Raw genomic sequence first — 20,636 nt, 5'->3', positions numbered from 1 at the left:
TCGGACAAAGATCAGATGCTGCTGCCCAACCGTCATTTCAGCCCGTTCAAGCTGTTCCTGCATCGCCCGGCGCATGTGGCCGTGATGCTGAACCCCAAGGTGCTGACCACCTTCACCCGGGCGCTTTTGACCGAAGGCTTCCGGCTGCATCTGGGGCGCGATGATCCGTCAGAAGGGCGCTGGCCTATGCTGAAGATCGCGCGGCGCTTTCCGGTGGCCCCAATGGGCGATTACATCGACTTCCTGCGTCATCCCGACCGCTACGAAACCTATGGTTTCGTGCGCAATCCCTATGGGCGGCTGGCCTCGGCCTGGAAGAACAAGTTCCATGACGGCCATCTGAAAAGCCCCGATGGTCGCGATTCCGCCTATCCGCGATCGATCCGGCAATCCCGGCTCAAGCCGCTGCGCGCCTTTGCGCGCGCGCATGGCCTGCCGGGGGGCGATGCCGGCACGCTGGTGCCCTTCGACACCTTCCTGCGCTATGTCGCGACCATCCCCGAGGGGCGGCGCGACCATCATTGGGATAGCCAGTCGCAAGTGCTGATGGTCGACCGGCTGAATTACAGCGCGATCTGGCGGATCGAGGATCAGTTGCAGGAAGGCTTTCTGGCGCTGACCCGTCCGCTTGGCTTTCCCGAGGACTGGGTGATGTCGCAGCTGGAACGCCCGCGCAACCCGAGCAAGACCGCCGCCCGCATCTATACGCCAGAGCTTGCAGCCCTTGCCCGCCCGCTTTGCGGCAAGGATCTGGAACGCTTCGGCTATGACCCCGAAAGCTGGGTCAATTACTGATCCGCAGGTCTTTGGCCAGCGCAGCGCAATTTGATCAAACGCGGCTTGTCTCTCGCGATCCGGCCTGTCACCATGCGCGCGCCGTGAACGTGGCGGCATGACGGAGACCAGAGCATGATCGAGAAACGCGACTTCTATATCAACGGCGCATGGGTGGCCCCGCTCGCGCCCCGCGATTATCCGGTGATCGATCCGGCCACGGAAGAGCCCTGCGCGGTGATCTCGCTGGGGTCGGCCGCCGATTGCGACCGCGCGGTGGCGGCAGCAAAAGCCGCCTTCCCGGCATGGGCCGCAACGCCGCCCGCTGAACGGCGCGCCTATGTCGCAGCGATCCTTGCGCAATATGAGGCACGGGCCGAGGAAATGGCCCAGGCGATCAGCCTGGAAATGGGCGCCCCGATCAAGCTGGCCCGCGAAAGCCAGGCGCCAAGCCTGTCCTGGCATCTTTCGAACTTCCTGACCGCCTTCGATCAGATCGAATGGGTCCGCCCGTTGGGCCCACACGCCCCCAATGATCGCATCGCGCTGGAACCGATTGGCGTGGTTGGCCTGATCACGCCATGGAACTGGCCAATGAACCAGGTCACGCTGAAGGTGATCCCGGCCCTGTTGGCGGGCTGCCCCTGCGTGCTGAAACCCTCGGAAGAGGCCCCACTTTCATCGCTGCTCTTTGCCGAATTCTGCCATGATGCTGGTCTGCCTGCCGGCGTGTTCAATCTGGTGAATGGCGATGGTGCGGGCGTGGGCAGCCGCCTGTCGGAGCACCCGGATGTGGAGATGATCTCGTTCACCGGATCGACCCGCGCGGGCCGCGCCATCAGCAAGGCCGCTGCCGAGACGATGAAACGCGTCACGCTGGAGCTGGGCGGCAAGGGGGCCAACCTGATCTTTGCCGATGCCGACGACAAGGCGGTAGAACGCGGCGTGCGTCATATGATGAACAATTCGGGCCAATCCTGCAACGCGCCCTCGCGGATGCTGGTGGAACGGTCGATCTATGACCAGACCGTGGAAAAGGCCGCCGCCATTGCCCGTTCCATCGAGGTCGGCCCGCCCTCGCAGGATGGCCGCCATATCGGCCCCGTGGTGAATGAGCGGCAATGGAACCAGATCCAGTCCTATATCCAGAAGGGCATTGATGAGGGCGCGCGGCTAGTGGCGGGGGGCTTGGGACGCCCCGAACATCTCAATCGTGGTTTCTATGTGCAGCCCACCGTCTTTGCCGATGTGACCCCTGGCATGACCATCGAGCGCGAAGAGATCTTCGGGCCGGTGCTGGCGATCATACCCTTTGACACCGAGGAAGAGGCGGTGCGCCTTGCCAATGACACGCCTTACGGTCTGACCAACTATGTCCAAAGCCAGGACGGCAATCGCCGCAACCGGCTGGCCCGCGCCCTTCGCGCCGGCATGGTCGAGATGAACGGCAAATCCCGCGCGGCGGGCAGCCCCTTCGGCGGCATCAAGGCCTCGGGCCGCGCGCGTGAGGGTGGCCATTGGGGGATCGAGGAATTTCTTGAGGTCAAGGCGATCTCTGGTTGGGATTCCGCAGCGGAATGACCCCTTTTCCGCAGGGCCGCCACATGCGGCCTTGCGGCACCCCGTCTGCCATGGGGTAACTGCGCAGATCCGCTCCGGTGCTCCGCTTCAAAGCCGTTCTTTTGCCTTGCCGCCCGGGCCTGTCGGGCTTCGTCCCCCGGATCGCCCGCATCCGATTTCGGCACAGCGCGGCGGATGCCGTCATGATACGGCACAGATTTTGCGTTCCCCGTCCCTTCCAAAGCGCGACGCCCCCTCGGATCACGCCGCACTCTGCTGCGGGACGCTGTCTCGCCCCCCCCGTCGTGATGCAGGAAAGAGCCTGCGGTTCTCCGCCATGTTAGACTAAGGTCTGAATGACGCGCCCGGTGGTTGCGCTACTCTGATCCCCGCCATGCGGATCAGGGGAGGCACGCATGATTACTGCCGATCACAGAACACATGTCGCCCGGATCGAGGCGGCATTGCTGGCGGGCGAGGCTGCGCGCTCGCCCATCGCGGCCTCATGGTCGCGCTCGGTGCGGGTGCACGGGCTGGACCCCGCCACACGCCGCGCCGCGGCCCGAATGTCTGACGCCGAACTGGCCCGCCTGCGCAGCGCGATGGAACCCACGATCCGCACCGCAGCCCCCACGCTGGACCGGCTGTTCCGCGCCGTGGGTGGGCTTGGCACCTGCCTTGTCCTCAGCGACCGCGACGGTGTGCCGGTGGAACGGCGCGGCAATGCCGGCGAGGATCGCGATTTCGCCGAGGCCGGTCTCTGGACCGGCACCGACTGGTCGGAACGCGAGGCGGGCACCAACGGGATCGGCACCTGCATCGCCGAAGGGCGCGCCGTCACCATCCTGCGCGACCAGCATTTCCTGCCCGCCCATATCGGGCTCAGCTGCAGCTCGGCACCAATCCATGATGCCGAGGGCCAGCTGACCGCCGTGCTGGATGTATCTTCCGCCAATCCGGGTTGCACCGATGCGGTGATGCAGCTTGTCGCGCTGTCGGTGGCCGAGGCCGCGCGGCGGATCGAGGCCGATCTGTTTCGCGCGTATTTCCCGCAGGCCCGGCTGGTTTTCGTGCCGGGTCTGGATCGGGGCGCAGGCGCGCTGCTGGCGGTGGATGGCGATGATCTGGTGATCGGCGCCAGCCGTGCCGCGCGCCAGCATTTCGGGCTGCGCGGCGATCTGCGCCGGCAATCCCTGCCTGCCGCCGACCTTCTGGGACAGACTGGCCCCGACGGGCTGGAGGACGGCGAACGCGGCGTGATCCTGCGCGCACTGGCCCGCAATCAGGGCAATGCCTCGGCCGCGGCCCGCAGCCTTGGCATCAGCCGCGCCACCTTCCATCGCAAGATGGGGGCACGAAACTAGCAGGGCTTTGGGCACGCCGATCTGTCTCAAATCTGCGACAGACCCCGCCCCTGCCCTGTTCCGACCGGGGTGACCGAGCAGCGGATCCCCCGCAAGATCACAGTCATCAGCCGCAAGGGAGAGCGGCTATTCAGGAGGAGAGAACCATGACCAAACTTGAAACCTTCGATCTGAAGGCCGCCCCCTTCAAGACCCGCTATGACAACTTCATCGGCGGCGAATGGGTCGCGCCGAAATCCGGCCGCTACATGCAGAACGTCTCGCCGGTCACGGGTGCCGTGGTCTGCGAGGTTGCCCGTTCGGATGCCGCCGATATCGAACGCGCGCTGGATGCCGCCCACGCCGCCCGCAAGAAATGGGGCGAAACCAGCGTCACCGAACGCTCCAACATCCTGCTGAAGATCGCCGACCGCATCGAGCAGAACCTCGAGGCCATCGCGATTGCCGAGACCTGGGACAATGGCAAGCCGCTGCGCGAGACCATGGCCGCCGACATCCCGCTGACCATCGACCATTTCCGCTACTTCGCCGGTGCCATCCGCGCGCAGGAGGGCTCGATCGGGCAGATCGACAATGACACCGTGGCCTATCACTTCCATGAGCCGCTGGGCGTTGTGGGCCAGATCATTCCGTGGAACTTCCCGATCCTGATGGCGGCATGGAAGCTGGCACCTGCGCTGGCCGCCGGCAACTGCGTGGTCCTGAAACCGGCGGAACAGACCCCGGCCTCGATCCTGTATCTGATGCAGTTCATCGAAGACCTGCTGCCGCCGGGCGTGCTGAACATCGTGAACGGCATCGGCGAAGAGGCGGGCGCAGCACTTTCGTCTTCCAAGCGGATCGCCAAGATCGCCTTCACCGGCTCCACCCCGGTCGGCAAGATGATCATGAAGGCCGCCGCCGACAACCTGACCAACATCACGCTGGAACTGGGCGGCAAATCCCCCAACGTCTTTTTCGCCGATGTGATGAACGAGGATGATGCGTTTCTCGACAAGGCGCTGGAAGGCTTTGCGATGTTCGCGCTGAACCAGGGCGAGGTCTGCACCTGCCCGTCGCGCGCACTGGTGCAGGAATCGATCTATGATCGCTTCATGGAACGCGCGATCAAACGCGTTGAGGCCATCGTGGCCGGTGACCCGCGTGCCACCTCCACCATGATCGGCGCGCAGGCCAGCCAGGAGCAATATGACAAGATCAGCTCCTATCTCGAGATCGGCCGCAAGGAAGGCGCGAAAGTGCTGACAGGTGGGTCGGTCAACAGCTTTGGCGGCGATCTGTCGAACGGCTTCTACATCCAGCCCACCATCTTTGAAGGCAACAACAAGATGCGGGTCTTCCAGGAGGAGATCTTCGGGCCGGTCGTGTCGGTGACCACCTTCAAGACGCTGGACGAGGCGCTGGAGATCGCCAATGACACCGTGTTCGGCCTTGGCGCGGGCGTCTGGAGCCGCGACACCAACACCGCCTATCGCGCCGGGCGCGGCATCGAGGCGGGTCGTGTCTGGACCAACTGCTACCACGCCTATCCGGCGGGTGCGGCTTTTGGCGGCTACAAGCAATCCGGCATCGGGCGTGAAACCCACAAGATGATGCTCGATCACTATCAGGAGACGAAGAACCTGTTGGTCAGCTATTCGCCCAACAAGCTCGGCTTCTTCTGAGGCCCAGCTGCGCCGCCGGGGGGCCTCCTCTCCCCGGCCCCCGCCCCTTCGACCGTCTTCGCCCCTCTTCCCTCCCCTGGGGATGCCGCGAAGCCGGGCGGAGGGGCTTCTTGCATCGCCACGCGCCCCGGTGCACGAGCCATGCAGGAAACGCGGGGCGGACCTGCAGGCGGCGGCTGCTTGACGCGGCGCAGGGTCGTCCTTAGGTTCATTTCCCGACAGATAGCCTTGGAGAAAGATCATGGGCGCCGCTACCGTTGCCGTCACCGATGCCACCTTTGACGCCGAAGTGCGCCAGTCGACGATCCCGGTCGTCGTGGATTTCTGGGCCGAATGGTGCGGCCCGTGCCGTCAGATCGGCCCCGCCCTTGAGGAACTTGCCGCCGAGCTGGAAGGCAAGGTGAAGATCGTCAAGGTGAACGTGGACGAGAACCCCGAGAACATGACCGCGCTTGGCGTGCGCGGGATCCCGGCACTGTTCATCTTCAAGGATGGCGAGGTCGTTTCCAACAAGGCAGGTGCCGCACCGAAAGCCGCATTGGCCAACTGGATCAATTCCGCGATCTGATCGCAGGCGTTGACAGGTCCTAAAGAAAGGCGGCCCCGCAGCGGGCCGCCTTTTCTTTTGGCCGGGCTTTCGGATTGCAGGCACCGCACAAGGCCTGCGCTTGAACATCTTGCAAGACTTACCCGACTTTGCCCGGCTTGCGCTTCACGCATCGGGTCAGGCCCCGCGCCTAGGGCCAGCCCCGCGCGCTCAACAGGCTGCGGATACGGGCGGGGGCATCCTCGGCCTGCGCGTCGATGGCCTCTTGCTTCAGGAACCACCACAGATATTCCGTCATCTGTTCGGGGGGCAGCGCGCCCCTCTCCAGCGCCAGATCAAGCCCGTCGCGCAGCACCGATCCGGCCGGGTGATGGAAATCGATCCCGGCAAACAGCATGGCCCCTTTGCCAAGGATCATCGCCTGAAAGGCCAGGGATGAGTTCTGGCAGGCAACGAAATCGCAGGCCGCCAGCAGGTCGCCGGACGGGGTGCTGACCAGCTCGAACCGGGGATGGGCTGCCAGCCGCGCCAGGGCGGCGTGATCGGCCTCGGTATAGACCTCGGCCGGGTGCAGGTTTGCCTTCAGCGGCAGCGGCTGCCGTTCCAGCAGGGTTTCCAGCATGGCAATCGGGCTCATGCTCTGAAAAGACCGGTGATCGCTCAGCCGCCCTTGCAGCGGCACGAAGACAAACCCCTCGCGCCGGAACTCGCGCCCGTCCAGAATCCGTGTGGCCAGCCTCTGGTGGAAGGCCCGCGCGCGCGGCGGGATGCGGCGATAATTCGGGGTCTTGTGGGCCACCTCGAAATTCCAGCGTTCATTGGTGCGCTCCATCCGCCAGAACGGATACCAATAGGTCCGCCGCAGACACAGCGTGGCCAGCCTGCGCGGCTCCTGCATGTAGGTCAGGCCAAAGCCGCCATGCGGTTGGGTCAGCCCCTCAGCCTCGGGGTGAAAGACCGGCTGCCAATCCGGCAGGGCCGCCAGAAGCTGCGACAGGATATTGACCTTGCCCGCCTCATGATCCTGCCGAAGATGATCCGGCAGATAGAGGTTCAGGACCTCAGCCATCCAGACCCGCCCGCAAGGCGCTGTGCAGGCCCAAAGGAGCGGCGATCACCCCATCAGATTGCGGATGCGGATTGTTGAACTGCAAGGCGTGCCCCTGCCGATCGGTGACCACGGCACCGGCGCGGGCCGCAATCAGCGCCCCCGCCGCGATATCCCATTCCCATGCCGGGCGCAGCGTCAGCATGGCGTCATAGCGCCCCTCTGCCACCAGACACATCCGATAGGCCAGCGAGGCGCGAAAGCTGCGCTTCACCTCCGGCACGCCGCCGGGCCAATGGTCCGGTGCCATGGTTGGGCTGGTGGCAAGCAGGGTGGCCCCTTCCAGCCCGGCGCGGGTGCTGGCTTGAATAGGCTGGCCGTCACAAAGCGCCGGGCCATGGGCGGTGGCGGTGTAAAGCCGATCGCGCGCGGGCAGATAGACCAGCGCGGTGACCGGCAGCCCGTCCTCGATCACGGCGATGGAAATGGCGAAACTTTCTTCGCCCGCGATGAAGGCGCGGGTGCCGTCAATCGGATCCAGCACGAAGACCCGTCCGGCATGTAGCCGCTCGGTGTCATCGGGATCTTCCTCCGACAGCCAGCCGTAATCGGGGCGGGCCGCGCGCAAGACCCCGCGCAGATGGGTGTTCACCGCCAGATCGGCCTCTGTCACCGGCCCGAGGCCCGGCTTTTCCCAGACCTGCGGCGCCTGCCGCCAGAAGCCGCGCGCGATATGCCCGGCCTGCAGCGCGGCTTCGGTCAGAAGGGCCAGATCACTTTCCGGCAAGCGTCATCCCCTCGATCAGAATCGACGGCACGCGCGTCGCCAGATGCGGGCGGGCGTCATTGGCGGCGACGAAATCGCGCAGCATTTCGGGCAGGCTGCCCGCGATGGTGCATTCATTCACCGGATAGGCAATCTCGCCATCCTCAACCCAGAAGCCCGAGGCACCGCGCGAATAGGCGCCGGTCGTCGGGTTGATGGTCGACCCGATCAGCGAGGTGACCAGCAGCCCGGTGCCCATCTGGCCCAGCAATTGCTTGCGGCTGGCGGTGCCCGGCGTCAGGTCGATATTCGAGGTCGCGGGCGAGGGCGGCGCGGTGGTGCCGCGCGCGGCATTGGCCGTGCTTTGCAGCCCCAGCTTGCGCGCAGTGGCCAGATCCAGCGTCCAGCCGGTCAGCACGCCATTCTCAACCACCAGTCGCCGCTGCGTCGGCAATCCTTCGGCATCAAAGGGGCGCGAGCCGGAAATGCGCGGGCGATGCGGGTCTTCGATCAGGTCGAACCCCTTGGGCAGCACCTGCTGGCCCAAGGCGTCGCGCAACCAACTGGAGCCGCGCGCGATGGAGGCACCGTTGATTGCCGACAGCAGATGCCCGATCAGGCTTTGCGAAATGCGTTCGTCAAACAGCACCGGGAAACTGCCGGTGGCAGGCTTGCGGGCACCGGCGCGGGCCAGCGCGCGTTCGGCAGCCAAGGCACCGATGCTTTCAGGCTTGGGCATGTCTGCGGCATAGACGCGGGATTCCCCGGCATAATCGCGCTCCATCGCGGTGCCTTCGCCGGTGAATGCCACCGCCGATTGCGACAGCGCCGAGCGCGCATAGCCCCCCGCAAAGCCATTGCTGGCCGCCAGATACATCTGCCGCCGCCCATACCCGGCAGAGGCCTGCACCTGCGTGATGCCCTTATGGGCAAGGGCTGCGGCCTCCACCGCGCGGGCGGCCCGTTCCAGTGCCTCGGCCGAAGGTTCCGGGCCCTGATCGACCAGATCATAGGCGGAAATATCCCAATCGCGCGCGATCTGGGCCGGATCGGCCAGACCGGCATAGGGATCTTCCGGCGCCTCACGCGCCATGGCGACCGCGCGTTCGGCCATATCCGACAGCGTGCGCGCAGAAGTGTCAGAGACCGAGACGCAGGCCTGCCGCCCGCCGATCAGGACCCGCAGCCCCAGTTCGATCCCCTCGGCGCGTTCGGCCTGTTCCAGCGCGCCCGCCCGGATGTCGATCGACAGCGAGGTGCCCTGCACCACCAGCGCATCGGCGGATTCGGCCCCCGCCTTTCGGGCGGCATCAAGCATGGCTTCGGTGATTTGGGCGAGATCGGTCATGCGGCGTCCTTCCTTGTCGTTCAAGGAGCTAAGTCGCGCGCGGCCTTTGCGCAAGCCTTATGACACAAAGGCCGCGCGGCTGAGGCGCGACAGGATCTCGTGCCCGGTCTCGGTCACCAGCGCGACCTCTTCCAGCCGGATGCCGAAACGGTCGGGCAGATAGATTCCCGGCTCAATGGTGAAGACCATGCCGGGTTCCAGCACCAGATCCGCGACGGCGGTGATATAGGGTGGCTCGTGGATCTCCTGCCCCACACCATGGCCGGTGCGATGGGTGAAAAAGTCCCCATACCCCGCCGCGGTGATGACATCGCGCGCCGCTGCGTCCACCTCGCGTGCCCGCACACCGGGGCGGATTGCCGCCAATGCCGCCTCAACCGCCGCATCGACCACCTGATGCACCTCGGCATAGCCATCGGGCATCGCGCCACAGCAGGCCATGCGGGTGATATCGGAATAATAGCCATCCTTGTGCGCGCCGATATCGCAGACGATGGCATCGCCCGTCTGCACCTGTGTCATGCCCGTGTGGTGATGCGGGAAGGCCCCGTTCGCCCCGGTGCCGACAATGGTAAACTCTGCCACCGCGCCCTCGGCGGCAAATGCCGCGCGGGCGATGTCGGCCAGCTCTGCCTCGGTCACGCCGGGGCGGATCGCCGCGCGCAAGGCGGTCTGCGCCAGATCGGCAATGCGGGCATTTTCACGCAAAGCCGCGATCTCTGCCGCATCCTTGCGCAGCCGCAAATAGCCCACTGTCTCGGTTGCAAAGCCGCGCGCGACACCCGGCAGGGCCTCCAGCAGCATGAGCGCATGATCGGCGCGCATCGTCTCATCCAGCGACAGCCGTGCAACTGGCCCGATTTCGGCCAAGGCCTGCGCCAAGGCCCGCCCCGGCCCATCGGCATCCGCCCATTCCCAGAACGGCCAGTCGCTGTGCTGCCGGACATCGGATGCGTTCACCCCCGGCACCAGGAACCCGGCGATCCGATGCCCGATCAACGCAAGGCAGGGGCGTTCGTCGGCGAAGGGCGCGTGGCCGGTCAGCCAGCGCAGATGCGCGCCGGGGGCCAGGGCCACCAGATCCACGCCCGCCTCCACCATTCGGACACGCAGGCGGGCCAGTCGGGCCTCATGGATCGTGCCACCCAGCCCCGCCGCCCGCATGGCCGGGGCAAGGTCGACCATCCGGGCATCAATCAGTGCCTGAAGCGTGGCGACACGTTCCGGCGTGAAATGCCCCTCGACATCCAGCACATTCACCGTGCCAAGGACGGCACCATCCACGATCACCGGCACGTTCACCGCAGCCTGAAGGCCAAGGCTGTTGATCAAGGCATGGTCAAAGAAATAGGGCGCAAATTCGGCAGTGGTATTGGCGACAAAGGTTTCGCCTGCGACCAGCACGCGGCGGCTCCAGTCATCATGCTGGATCGGCTTGGGGACCGAGGTCGGGTAATGCACCGGATCGGAGGTATAGGCCCGCCGCGCCAGCCCCGCCGCCGCGTCCTGTACCGACAGCGTGAACAGTCGTGCGCCGATCCCGTCCACCACCGCCCGGTGCAATGCCGCGAAAACTTCTGCCATCATCCACCCCTATCCCAAGGAAAAGGCCGCCCCGATGGGGCGGCCCGTCTGTCATCAGCTTACATCGGTTTGTCGTCCCTGCTTGCGCAGAAACGACATATGACAATCATTGCAGCTGCATCCCGTTCACGAACAGATGCTTGTCCTTGAACTCCACCTTGGAGGTCATGGTATCTGGCTCGCCCTCAACCATCTTGGCGAACATCCCCAGCATCATGCGTGCGCCCATCATCTGATCCTCAGGGACCAGACCCATGGCCATCAGCTTGTCCAAGAGGCCATTCAGCCCCACGGCCTTCAGATCGACAGTGCCGGTCGGGGCGGGCACACCGCCATAGGTGGCAAGGTCGGTATTGTCGAAGGTCATCGCACCGTTGCCGGTGACCTGCGCGCCGCCGAACTTCACTTCCAGCGCCTTGAGGTCCAGCGCGTGCAACTCGCCCGGATTTGCCTCCATCTGGCCCATCGCCGCCTCGTCCATAAGATCGGCATTCAGCTTGACCTTGCCGGTCGTGTCGAGATGCACGGTGATCGGGTCACGCGGCAGTTGCGCGGCCGGATCCAACATGCCCCAGACCTCGTCCGAGATGGTCAGATCGGCGATCTTGGTCATGAAGCTGAAATCGGCAGGCGTGTCGCTTTTCTGCAGCGGCATCACCAGATCGAAGGCACCTTCCTTATAGGCCAGATTGACCTGCGGGAAGGGCAGTTGCCCGCCCGACAGCGTGACCGAGGCATCCTTTACCGTGCCGCCATAGGCCAGACGCGCCGCATCCATCGCAAAGTTCAGCGCGCCGCCCGCATTGGTGCCCTGCACCTTGGTCTCGCCAGAGGCATCAACCACGGTGATGTCCATGCTGGCGCTTTGATAGGTGATGTCACCATCCATCTTGGTGCCGGCCTTCAGCGCCGCCGCCATATTGGCCATATCGCCGAACATCGCGGAATTGGAGGTGGCGGCGATCCCGGCAAGGTTCACGCTGCCATTCACTTTGCTGCCTTCCGCCGGGTCAGAGCCGCTGAAACCGATGGCCAGACCGTCCAGCGTCGCGTTGGAGGCGATGGTCTTGTCGGTGGTGCCGGCAATGTCATAGCTGCCTTTCAGCCCGGTCAGCACCGCTTCGACTTTCATGTCGTCCGGCACTTCGCCACCGCCATCGATGGAATCGAGGCTCAGCGTGACCGAAGGGCCGACAAATTCATAGCGCATCGCCTCGGGCGTGCCCGAAACGGTGACGGTCATGCCCGGATTGGCGATGGAGATCTGGCTGGTGGTCGCAGGGGTCTCTTCAACAGCCGGGGTCTTCACCTCCATCTTCGAGGTTTCGCTCATGGTCATGACAACCGAGCCATTGCCCTGATCGGTGAAGATCGCCTGATCCAGCAGCATCGTGGCCTCGGCCCCGTCCTGCTTCGAGGTCATGGTGATGCCCTTCACGACCAGCGCATTGCCCTCGCGGGCCTCGCTGGCGGTGGTCAGCGTCTGGCCATAAGAGGTGCTGACGGCCTTCCAGTTCTCCCAGACCTGTTCCGGCGTCACATCGGCCAAAGCCGCATTGCCCGATACCAGCGCCACGACAGCCGTCGTGCACAAGATTTTCCACTGACGCATTATCCAATCCTTTCCTGCTTCAAATCGCGCGAAGCATCCGTGAGCGTTCTGGCCCGGTCAAGATGTCGACATGTCTTGCGCGTCGCTGGCGCATGTCACTGTCGGGGCTTTCCGGGGCCTTGCGCAATGGGGTAACAACCTTTCGCAACGGATGGAAGGAGAGCGAAGCGATGCGCGATCAAGTTGTTGCCATTACCGGGGCCAGCCGGGGGATTGGCGCGACTGCTGCGCGGTATTTTGCCGATGCGGGGGCGCGGGTCGCGCTGATCGCCCGCGATGCGACAGCCCTTGCACAACTGGCGCAGGAAATCGGCCCGCAGATCCTCGCCTTGCCCTGTGACATCACCGAATGGGCCGCGGTCGAGGCCGCCTTTGCGCAGATCAGGGCCGAATGGGGACGCCTGGATGTGCTGGTGAACAATGCGGGCGTCATCGATCCAATCGCCCGTCTGTGGGAGGCCGACCCTGCCGCATGGGCCCGTCTGATCGATGTGAACCTGACCGGGGTGTTTCACGGGATGCGCGCGGCGCTGCCGCTGTTGCGCGGGGCGAAGCGCCCCAGTGTGCTGACCCTGTCATCTGGGGCGGCCCATCGACCGCTGGACGGCTGGAGCGCCTATTGCGCCTCCAAGGCCGGGGCGGCGATGCTGACCCGCGCATTGCATGAAGAAGAAGGCAGCTGGCTGCGCGTCATGGGCCTGTCGCCCGGAACCGTCGCCACCGACATGCAGGTGAAGATCCGCAATTCACGCATCAACCCTGTCAGCCAACTGGCATGGGAGGATCACATCCCCGCCGATTGGCCCGCAAGGGCACTGGTCTGGATGTGTGATCCGGCTGCCGACCGTTTTTGCGGGCAAGAGATATCGCTGCGTGACCCCGATATTCGTCAAGAAATAGGGCTGATATGATCGACATCACAAAGGATGGCGGGGTCTGGACCGTCACGCTGAACCGGCCCGACAAGGCCAATTCGCTGACACGCGCCATGCTGGAAGACCTGTCCCAAGCCGCGGAGGCAGCAGCGCGCGAAGCGGCGCGGGTCTTCGTGCTGACCGGCAGCGGCAAGGTGTTTTCTGCCGGGGCCGATCTGGACGAGGCGCGGGCGGGGCTTGCGACCGACCCGGTCTGGGAGCGGCTGTCGGGGGCGATTGCCGCCCTGCCCTGCCTGACCATCGCCGCGCTGAACGGCACGCTGGCCGGGGGGGCCATGGGCATGGCACTGGCCTGTGATCTGCGGCTCGCGGTGCCGGGGGCCAAGTTCTTTTATCCGGTGATGAAGCTCGGCTTCCTGCCGCAGCCCTCCGACCCTGGCAGACTGGCAACGCTGATCGGACCTGCCCGCGCCAAGATGATCTTGATGGCGGGTGCCCGGATCGAGGCAGCCGAGGCCTTGGCCTGGGGCCTGATCGACCGCATCTGCCCGCCTGAAACCCTGATGACCGAGGTTGCGGCCCTCGCAACGGATGCGACGGCGGCCAGCGCCGCCCATGTCGCGGGTATCAAGGCAATGATCCCGGACTAAGGGCCCGGTGCCGATCGGCGCAGGCATGGAACGCAGGCGCGATACCGCGCGAACCACAAAGTACCGCGTGAACGACAAACGGGCGGGGTCACCACTGACCCCGCCCGTTTTCCTGTCCATCCCCGCTAGGGTCGGACCTTACTTCTTTTTCGGCGGCACAAAACGCTTGGAGGTGTCGCGCGCGTCAATCGGCTTTGGCGCGGGCTTGGCGCGGGCCGGCTTCGCGGCAAAGGTCTTGCCTTCGGTCTTGTGCGACTTGGCACCGAAGGCACGCCCCGGCTTGTCGCTGCTGCCGCCATGCGATTTGAAGCCAGCGGAACGCGGTGCGGGGGCCTCGCTGCGATCACCCGCTTTCCAGCGCGGTTTACGGTCGCCCCCCTCGGCGCCGGTGCCACGCGGCGCATAGGCGCGCTTGGGGGCCTCGTCATGCGCCGGAGCCGCGTCCCGTTTCACATAGGGCTTGCGGGGGGCCGCAGCGTCATCGCCATCGCGGCGGGCATAGGGCTTGCGGTCGCCATCCTCACGCTTGACATAGGGCTTGCGCGGGCCATCTTCGCGGGCCGCATAAGGCTTGCGCGGACCGTCTTCACGCGCGCCATAGGGCTTGCGGTCCGCCCCTTCACGCGGCGCGTAAGGCTTACGGTCACCGTCTTCGCGTTTCACATAGGGCTTTCGCTCGCTCGCCTCACGCGGGGCGTAAGGTTTGCGCGCACCCTCCTCGCGCGGGGCATAGGGCTTGCGCTCGCTGTCGTCGCGCTTGGCGTAAGGCTTGCGATCACCGTCCTCGCGCGGGGCATAGGGCTTGCGCGGCGCATCGCCCTCATCCTCGACAAAGCGCGAAGGTTTGGGCGTATAGGCCGGCTTGTCGGCGCGCGGGGCACGCACTGGGCGGTCAGCCCGCTCGGGGCGGTCACCGCGCGGGGCCCGCGCCGGACGTTCGGCCCGTTCCGGGCGTTGGTTGAATTGCGGCTCGCCCTCGACACGGTTGATGGTCAGACCCGGTTCCAGTTCCACCTGATCGCCGATCTTGCCGGCAACGGCCTTGGCGATCTGCACGAAGGTCACGGTCTGTTGCACGCGGATCGCGCCGATTTCGGCCTTGGTGATGCCGAAACCGTCACAGATCTTGGGCAGCAACCAACGTGCCTCGGCCCGGCCCTCATGGCCGACCGACAGCAGGAACCATTCCGCTTCGCCAAAGGCATTGCGGTCGCGCGGCGCGGAGGGGGCCGCCTGCGAAGGTGCCACGGCATCTTGCAGCACCTCAGGGGCAGAGCGCCCCTCACGCCACAACCGCACGAAGGCTGCGGCCATATGATCCGCGCCGTAACGCTCCACCAGTTGCTTGGCCAGCGCCACCTCTTCGCCGGGACGGTCCGACAGCAGCGGCAGTTCCAGCAGGCGGGCGTCGTCCTTTTCCTGCACCTCATCTGCGGAGGGTGCTTTCGCCCATTCTGCAGTGACCTTTGCGCCTTGCAACAGACGGTTGGCCTTGCGGAAATCGGCGGGCGGCACGATCAGCACCGAGGTGCCCTTGTTGCCCGCGCGGCCGGTTCGGCCCGAACGGTGCAGCAGCGTTTCGCTGTTCGAGGGCAGATCGGCATGGACCACCAGTTCCAGCCCCGGCAGATCGATGCCGCGCGCGGCCACATCGGTTGCGATACAGACCCGTGCCCGACCATCGCGCAACGCTTGCAGCGCATGCATCCGCTCGGATTGCGACAGTTCGCCCGACAGCGCCACGACCTGGAACCCGCGATTGCCCATCCGGGCCAGCAGATGATTCACGTTCATCCGGGTCTTGCAGAACACGATGGCGGTTTGCGCCTCGTAGAAACGCAGGATGTTGAAGATCGCGTGTTCCTTGTCCCGCGCGGTGACATTGATCGCGCGGTATTCGATATCGCCATGCTGGCGCGCCTCGCCCTGCGTTTGCAGGCGCACGGCATCGCGCTGGAAGGTGCCCGCCAGCTTTTCGATCTCTTTCGGCACCGTTGCCGAGAACATCAACGTGCGGCGTTCGGCGGGCGCTGCGCCCAGAATGAATTCCAGATCCTCGGCAAAGCCCAGATCCAGCATCTCGTCGGCTTCGTCCAGCACCGCGACATGCAAGAGCGACATGTCCAGGCTGCCGCGCTCGATATGGTCGCGCAGACGGCCCGGGGTGCCGACCACGATATGCGCGCCAAAGGACAGCGCGCGACGCTCGGTGCGGTAATCCATGCCGCCCACGCAGGTTGCGATCTGCGCGCCTGCCTTGGCATAAAGCCATTCCAGTTCGCGCGCGACCTGCTGCGCCAATTCGCGCGTCGGCGCGATGATCAGCGCCAGCGGTGCCTCGGCAGGCTTGAGGATGTCATCGCCACCCAGAACCTCAGGCGCCATGGCAAGGCCGAAGGCCACGGTCTTGCCCGAGCCGGTCTGCGCCGAAACGAGGGCGTCGCGCCCTTCCAGTTCGGGCGCAATCACCGCCTGTTGCACGGGGGTCAGGCTTTCATAGCCCTTTTCGGCAAGCGCCGCTGCCAGCGGTGCCGCAATATTCATATCGGTCATGTCTGTTCCAAAGATGGGGCGAAGGGCCCGTGACGGCCCTGCTTTTCCCCATCGCGCAGGGCCTCCCTGCCCTCGGCGCGCCCGGAATCATCGGAGCCTTACGCCAGCCCCTACAGCAGAACGGGCCCGGCGTATAGCCCTGATGGCATGGATGGTCCATGAGCCGTGGGCCTTGCGCCCAGCGATCGCCAGGGCGCGCGGGTCCGGATCACAGGATCGGGACCAGCACGACCAATCCTGCAATCAGGTATAATCCCATTGATCGAAGAAGGTCTCCAGCCCCTCGTCATGAAGCGCTGCCGCCTTCAGACCAAAGACGAAATCGGCCTTGCCGAGCTTCGCCTGTCCGACATTGATCAGGATGGAGCCACCTCCATCAACCTCGATGCGGCTGCGGCCATTGCCAAGCGAGACGATATTGACATCGGCCATTGACCTTGCGCCCAACAGAGCGATCCGGTCTGTGCCATCCTGGAAGTCACCGATCACGTCGCGGCCGAAACTGCCGCCGAACAGAAAGACATCGCGGCCCGCCCCTCCCTTTAGCGTGTCATTGCCGGTGCCCGCCCAGATCGTGTCATTGCCCTTGCCACCCAACAGCCTGTCCGCGCCGCCATCTCCATAGAGCACGTCATTGCCGTTCCCGCCATAAAGTCGATCGTCGCCCGCCATCCCGGCCAAGACATCGTGCCCGGCACCGCCCAGGACATACTCGTCATCATTCGAGCAGAAGATCAGATCGTTTCCATTCCTCGCATTGATGCTGTTGCCCCGAAGCATGATGAAATCGTCACCCGAGAAAGCGTCGCTGATGATCTTGTAATCATCCGACATGCTGGAGGTCCCGGCAGCGGTCTTGATCGTCGAGGCGGAGATCCGCACATCGTACAGCAGGGAACTGTCACCGCCGCCGATCTCGGCAAAATAAAGGGCTGTCACCGTGCCGGATTTAAGCTTGTCCGATTTGTCGAGCTTAAGCCCGTTGCCGTAAAAGCCGGCCGTCATAATCGTGTTGCCGTCGACGGCGGTCTTCTCGAAGCCGCTGTTCCATTTTGCATCGGGCAAGTGAAAATCGTAGCCGAGAAACGCGGTCGGAACACCAAGATCGGCAGACCCTGCAGCAACCTTGCTCCAGGAGAAATAGCCCATGAAAACATTCTTGAGATTGGGGATAGAAGTCCCCCCCTCGTATGAAAATACGGCCATTTCACCATTACTCCGGTTACGCGTTACACGCCAAATCTATCGCACTTGCGCAACCGTGAGGCAACAAAATTGGGATGTTATCAGATATCACGTGACCGATTTTGCCTGTCAACGGGCAGATCCCCCACCTTGGCAGCAGCGAAACCCGCAACCGAAAGGACATGACATGCTGCCTTCTGTCACCTCCGCGAAAACCATTCTGAAAACCGGCCTGTTTGGCGCGCTGGCGCTGGCCATCGGGCTCGGGGCCCCCTCCCCGGCACAGGCGCTTGGCAAGAATGAACAGAAATTCCTGCAAGGCGTGGCCGCCGCCATTGTGGTGGACCGCATTCTGGATGACGTGCGCCGTCAGCAGCCGCGCCGCCAGCATCAGCCGATCTATGCCCCGCCGCCGGTCTACGCCGCACCGCCCGTCTATGCGCCCCCCGCCGCCTATGTGCAGCCGCAATACCGCCCGCATCGGCCCAAGCCGCAGCCGGTCTATCGCACCAGCATCTATGCGACCCCGGCAGCGCAGGCCTTCAACGCCTATGGCCCGACCGACCGGCGCCGCATCCAGCAGCAGCTGGCCGCGCGCGGCTACTATCGCAGCGGCATCGACGGGTCTTTCGGGCCGGGCACCTATAACGCGATTGTCGGCTATGCCAATGATCGCGGCCAGAGCCGCAGCCTCGGCACCACCGCAGGCGTCTTCGGCCTGTTTGACGGGCTGGTCTACTGACCCGCAACAGCAGAAGGCCCGGCTGATGCCGGGCCTTTGGCCTTAGATCTTGCGGATCGTATCCCCCGGCTGCAAGGTCGGGAACAGCTCGATCCGCTCCCCCCCGATCACACCCGACGGGCGTTTCCCCGCGATGATCTCTGCGGCGTGGATACCGATCTCGCGGCGGCAGGCATCCATCGTGGCCAGCTTGCGCGGCAACCCGTCCAGCAATTCCACCCCATTAAACCCGGCAAGGCCAACCTGACCCGGCACATCTATGCCGTTTTCCAGACACCAGAGCAGCCCGCCCGCGCCGATCATATCGTTCGAATAATACAGGAAATCGAGATCCGGGCTGCGCCGCAGAATCGCCTCGGTCATCTCGCGCCCCTTCAAGAGCGCCGATCCCCCAGCGTAATATTCCTCATCCGACAGGGTGATGCCCGCCTTGGCCAGCCCTTCGCGGAAGCCTTCCAGCCGTTTGCGGGCGCGATGGTCATCGGCCATCTTGGTGCCAAGGAAGCCGATCTTGCGATAGCCCGCCGCGATGATCGCCTCGGCCATCTGCAGCCCGGCGCGCCGATGCGATATCCCGACGCCGCTATCGACGGGTGTGCCGTCGATATCCATGATCTCCACAATCGGGATGCCCGCGCTTTCCAGCATCGCCTGCGCGGCCTCGCTATGTTCGAGCCCCGCGATGATAACGCCCGAGGGGCGCCAGCTCAGCATCTCATAAAGCACGGATTCTTCGCGATCGGGCAGGTAATTGGTAATCCCTACCACTGGCTGCAAGCCGGTATCTTCCAGCGTTTCCGAAATCCCCATCATCACCTCTGGGAAGACCATGTTTGACATGGAGGGGATGATGACGCCGACCAGATTAACCCGCTGCGAGGCCAGCGCCCCCGCGATCTTGTTGGGCACATAGCCAAGCGCTCTTGCAGCGGCCAACACCTTTTCGCGTGTGCCTTCCGATACGTCACCCCGGTTGCGCAGCACCCGGCTGACCGTCATCTCGCTGACGCCCGAAGCCTCCGAGACATCGCGGAGGGTCAGGGTGCGGCGCGGATCGTTCAGCGGGGGCTTGGTCACTTGTGGTGCCTTCTGTCTGGGTGCCCCCTATTGTTAGCGGCAAAGGAATCTCTTGTCCAAGGGCAGATATGCTGATAATGTTAGCGCTATCAGGATAGTCCACCGCGCCAGCAAGCTCTCAACCGGCGCGAGGGATCGGCGGAGGGGCCGTGGGCCAAATTTCGTCCCCTCCGCAACTGATCCCATCTTCGATCCGTCGATAAATCCTGCATCCGCCGCGCTGGAATCTGTTGCACCCGCCGGATTTTCCCCGCATTCAGGGGGCGATCCGCCTGCGTGATCGGCCCCGTGGCTCAACTGGATAGAGCAGCCCCCTCCTAAGGGGCAGGTTACAGGTTCAAGTCCTGTCGGGGTCACCACGCAACAAATTGATTTTCAACAATTATCTAGCTCCTTCGATCTGCGTCCCCAAGTGTAAATTCAGAAAATTGCGCGAACAAACGCGCCAGATCTGAATACATTCGTACAAATCCCGTGCACGATGCGCGCACTTTGTTCCGACCTTACCTCACCAGCCCCGCAATTCGGCCCATCGAATTTTTCGGCCCGTTAGTCGGGTCGGGCCTCAGGATCTTTTCGGCTGCAGGCTTCAACCTCTGTCTCACCAAATTGCGCAAAGGAAGTTCGCGTCGGTTCCAACAGGGATTCGCGGTGTGTTCGTCGGCTCCGCTGCAACGCAAACTGAGGCACCGCGAACCGGGCTGCGGCAAGCAGGTCACAGAAAGGGGCAGAAACCGGCCACCACGCAGACTTGAGGCTCATCTCTCCGTCGAAGGCAGGGTGCGGGGCAACACATCGCCTCAGGCCCGCCTCCAAGCATGATTGCGCCTGCATTCAAATCTGGAGAGCGGGATTGGAACCAATATCACCTTGTCATTCAAGGATTCAGGGCCTGCCAGTGTGGTTCTGAAAATTGGTGGAGCCAGGGAGGATCGAACTCCCGACCTCTTGAATGCCATTCAAGCGCTCTCCCATCTGAGCTATGACCCCACCGGGTTGCGCTGTCATCATGGGTCGGCACAGCGCATGTCGCGTTCTCTAGGGGATGGATCGGGGCAGCGCAAGGGTATTTTCGCACCGCGCTTGCGCGCCTCGCATAAATCTCAAGGCACGGGGACGGATGAGGAAGTTCTGCTGGTGTGATGGCGGACAGACGGCACCGCGAGGTCTGACGGGCTCACACCACGGACCTGAGCCGATGAGCCGATGAGCCGATGAGCCGATGAGCCGATGAGCCGATGAGCCGATGAGCCGATGAGCCGATGAGCCGATGAGCCGATGAGCCGA

General features: G+C 64.4%; 16 protein-coding genes and 2 tRNA genes. 9 read left to right on the top strand and 9 right to left on the bottom strand.

Going from position 1 to position 20,636, the window contains the following annotated elements; all coding sequences use genetic code 11:
- Nucleotides 1-15: 15 nt before the first annotated feature.
- From GBJ34_RS16275 to trxA, 5 genes are all read left to right on the top strand, one after another.
- Complete coding sequence (locus GBJ34_RS16275) at nucleotides 16-795, top strand: sulfotransferase family 2 domain-containing protein (protein WP_151720255.1); 780 nt, start codon at nucleotides 16-18, stop codon at nucleotides 793-795.
- A 114-nt stretch (nucleotides 796-909) separates the two neighbouring features.
- Entirely contained in the window at nucleotides 910-2,355 is a 1,446-nt protein-coding gene (locus GBJ34_RS16270) for an aldehyde dehydrogenase family protein (protein ID WP_151720254.1), read from the top strand.
- Between the two features lie 395 nt (nucleotides 2,356-2,750).
- Nucleotides 2,751-3,698 (top strand): GAF domain-containing protein, encoded by a 948-nt coding sequence (locus tag GBJ34_RS16265; protein ID WP_151720253.1) that lies wholly within the window; start codon nucleotides 2,751-2,753, stop codon nucleotides 3,696-3,698.
- Between the two features lie 146 nt (nucleotides 3,699-3,844).
- Complete coding sequence (gene adh, locus GBJ34_RS16260) at nucleotides 3,845-5,362, top strand: aldehyde dehydrogenase (RefSeq protein WP_151720252.1); 1,518 nt, start codon at nucleotides 3,845-3,847, stop codon at nucleotides 5,360-5,362.
- A gap of 241 nt (nucleotides 5,363-5,603) precedes the next feature.
- Nucleotides 5,604-5,930, top strand: coding sequence for a thioredoxin (trxA, locus tag GBJ34_RS16255; RefSeq protein ID WP_151720251.1), 327 nt, complete (start codon nucleotides 5,604-5,606; stop codon nucleotides 5,928-5,930).
- 169 nt (nucleotides 5,931-6,099) lie between these two features.
- On the opposite strand, the gene GBJ34_RS16250 is transcribed toward trxA, so the two are convergent.
- The 5 genes from GBJ34_RS16250 to GBJ34_RS16230 form a co-directional block, all read right to left on the bottom strand.
- Complete coding sequence (locus GBJ34_RS16250; RefSeq protein ID WP_151720250.1) at nucleotides 6,100-6,978, bottom strand: hypothetical protein; 879 nt, start codon at nucleotides 6,976-6,978, stop codon at nucleotides 6,100-6,102.
- The gene (locus GBJ34_RS16245; protein ID WP_151720249.1) at nucleotides 6,971-7,744 is read right to left on the bottom strand and encodes a 3'(2'),5'-bisphosphate nucleotidase CysQ; all 774 of its coding nucleotides are present in this window, start codon (nucleotides 7,742-7,744) and stop codon (nucleotides 6,971-6,973) included. Before GBJ34_RS16245 ends, GBJ34_RS16250 begins: the two co-directional genes overlap by 8 nt.
- Nucleotides 7,731-9,071, bottom strand: coding sequence for a TldD/PmbA family protein (locus tag GBJ34_RS16240; RefSeq protein ID WP_151720248.1), 1,341 nt, complete (start codon nucleotides 9,069-9,071; stop codon nucleotides 7,731-7,733). Before GBJ34_RS16240 ends, GBJ34_RS16245 begins: the two co-directional genes overlap by 14 nt.
- A 57-nt stretch (nucleotides 9,072-9,128) precedes the next feature.
- A complete protein-coding gene (locus GBJ34_RS16235) occupies nucleotides 9,129-10,658 on the bottom strand; it encodes a M24 family metallopeptidase (protein WP_151720247.1) in 1,530 nt (509 codons plus the stop codon).
- Between the two features lie 103 nt (nucleotides 10,659-10,761).
- The gene (locus tag GBJ34_RS16230; protein WP_151720246.1) at nucleotides 10,762-12,267 is read right to left on the bottom strand and encodes a DUF2125 domain-containing protein; all 1,506 of its coding nucleotides are present in this window, start codon (nucleotides 12,265-12,267) and stop codon (nucleotides 10,762-10,764) included.
- 170 nt (nucleotides 12,268-12,437) lie between these two features.
- Between GBJ34_RS16230 and GBJ34_RS16225 the strand changes: the two genes are divergently transcribed.
- Together GBJ34_RS16225 and GBJ34_RS16220 are read left to right on the top strand one after the other, a co-directional pair.
- Nucleotides 12,438-13,178: an SDR family oxidoreductase gene (locus GBJ34_RS16225; RefSeq protein ID WP_151720245.1), complete on the top strand. Its 741-nt coding sequence runs from the start codon at nucleotides 12,438-12,440 to the stop codon at nucleotides 13,176-13,178.
- On the top strand, nucleotides 13,175-13,792 hold the full coding sequence (locus GBJ34_RS16220) for an enoyl-CoA hydratase/isomerase family protein (RefSeq protein ID WP_151720244.1): 618 nt from the start codon (nucleotides 13,175-13,177) through the stop codon (nucleotides 13,790-13,792). The genes GBJ34_RS16225 and GBJ34_RS16220 overlap by 4 nt, the downstream gene beginning before the upstream one ends.
- Nucleotides 13,793-13,930: 138 nt before the next feature.
- Here GBJ34_RS16220 and GBJ34_RS16215 read toward each other — a convergent pair whose 3' ends face one another.
- Both GBJ34_RS16215 and GBJ34_RS16210 read right to left on the bottom strand, forming a co-directional pair.
- Nucleotides 13,931-16,345: a DEAD/DEAH box helicase gene (locus tag GBJ34_RS16215; protein ID WP_192931260.1), complete on the bottom strand. Its 2,415-nt coding sequence runs from the start codon at nucleotides 16,343-16,345 to the stop codon at nucleotides 13,931-13,933.
- A 243-nt stretch (nucleotides 16,346-16,588) separates the two neighbouring features.
- The gene (locus GBJ34_RS16210) at nucleotides 16,589-17,494 is read right to left on the bottom strand and encodes a calcium-binding protein (protein ID WP_192931259.1); all 906 of its coding nucleotides are present in this window, start codon (nucleotides 17,492-17,494) and stop codon (nucleotides 16,589-16,591) included.
- Nucleotides 17,495-17,717: 223 nt separating this feature from the next.
- Here GBJ34_RS16210 and GBJ34_RS16205 point away from each other — a divergent pair, with 223 nt between their 5' ends.
- Entirely contained in the window at nucleotides 17,718-18,272 is a 555-nt protein-coding gene (locus tag GBJ34_RS16205; protein WP_151720242.1) for a peptidoglycan-binding domain-containing protein, read from the top strand.
- Nucleotides 18,273-18,314: 42 nt separating this feature from the next.
- Here GBJ34_RS16205 and GBJ34_RS16200 read toward each other — a convergent pair whose 3' ends face one another.
- A complete protein-coding gene (locus tag GBJ34_RS16200) occupies nucleotides 18,315-19,349 on the bottom strand; it encodes a LacI family DNA-binding transcriptional regulator (protein WP_151720241.1) in 1,035 nt (344 codons plus the stop codon).
- A gap of 282 nt (nucleotides 19,350-19,631) precedes the next feature.
- On the opposite strand from GBJ34_RS16200, the gene GBJ34_RS16195 reads away from it, so the two are divergent.
- Nucleotides 19,632-19,708 (top strand) — tRNA-Arg (locus GBJ34_RS16195).
- 555 nt (nucleotides 19,709-20,263) lie between these two features.
- On the opposite strand, the gene GBJ34_RS16190 is transcribed toward GBJ34_RS16195, so the two are convergent.
- A tRNA-Ala gene (locus GBJ34_RS16190) sits at nucleotides 20,264-20,339 on the bottom strand.
- Nucleotides 20,340-20,636 lie beyond the last annotated feature (297 nt).

Source organism: Gemmobacter serpentinus, from assembly GCF_008973825.1.
In the GTDB taxonomy this organism is placed as follows: domain Bacteria; phylum Pseudomonadota; class Alphaproteobacteria; order Rhodobacterales; family Rhodobacteraceae; genus Gemmobacter; species Gemmobacter serpentinus.
The sequence above is the reverse complement of the archived record's forward strand: the minus strand, read 5'-3'. Positions and strand labels throughout refer to the sequence as shown.

What these genes read in the sequence shown, in the direction of transcription:
- GBJ34_RS16275 (WP_151720255.1), top strand. Translation starts at nt 16, where the DNA reads ATGCTGCTGCCCAACCGTCATTTCAGCCCGTTCAAGCTGTTCCTGCAT.
- GBJ34_RS16270 (WP_151720254.1), top strand. Translation starts at nt 910, where the DNA reads ATGATCGAGAAACGCGACTTCTATATCAACGGCGCATGGGTGGCCCCG.
- GBJ34_RS16265 (WP_151720253.1), top strand. Translation starts at nt 2,751, where the DNA reads ATGATTACTGCCGATCACAGAACACATGTCGCCCGGATCGAGGCGGCA.
- adh (WP_151720252.1), top strand. Translation starts at nt 3,845, where the DNA reads ATGACCAAACTTGAAACCTTCGATCTGAAGGCCGCCCCCTTCAAGACC.
- trxA (WP_151720251.1), top strand. Translation starts at nt 5,604, where the DNA reads ATGGGCGCCGCTACCGTTGCCGTCACCGATGCCACCTTTGACGCCGAA.
- GBJ34_RS16250 (WP_151720250.1), bottom strand. Translation starts at nt 6,978, where the DNA reads ATGGCTGAGGTCCTGAACCTCTATCTGCCGGATCATCTTCGGCAGGAT.
- GBJ34_RS16240 (WP_151720248.1), bottom strand. Translation starts at nt 9,071, where the DNA reads ATGACCGATCTCGCCCAAATCACCGAAGCCATGCTTGATGCCGCCCGA.
- GBJ34_RS16235 (WP_151720247.1), bottom strand. Translation starts at nt 10,658, where the DNA reads ATGATGGCAGAAGTTTTCGCGGCATTGCACCGGGCGGTGGTGGACGGG.
- GBJ34_RS16230 (WP_151720246.1), bottom strand. Translation starts at nt 12,267, where the DNA reads ATGCGTCAGTGGAAAATCTTGTGCACGACGGCTGTCGTGGCGCTGGTA.
- GBJ34_RS16225 (WP_151720245.1), top strand. Translation starts at nt 12,438, where the DNA reads ATGCGCGATCAAGTTGTTGCCATTACCGGGGCCAGCCGGGGGATTGGC.
- GBJ34_RS16220 (WP_151720244.1), top strand. Translation starts at nt 13,175, where the DNA reads ATGATCGACATCACAAAGGATGGCGGGGTCTGGACCGTCACGCTGAAC.
- GBJ34_RS16215 (WP_192931260.1), bottom strand. Translation starts at nt 16,345, where the DNA reads ATGACCGATATGAATATTGCGGCACCGCTGGCAGCGGCGCTTGCCGAA.
- GBJ34_RS16210 (WP_192931259.1), bottom strand. Translation starts at nt 17,494, where the DNA reads ATGGGCTATTTCTCCTGGAGCAAGGTTGCTGCAGGGTCTGCCGATCTT.
- GBJ34_RS16205 (WP_151720242.1), top strand. Translation starts at nt 17,718, where the DNA reads ATGCTGCCTTCTGTCACCTCCGCGAAAACCATTCTGAAAACCGGCCTG.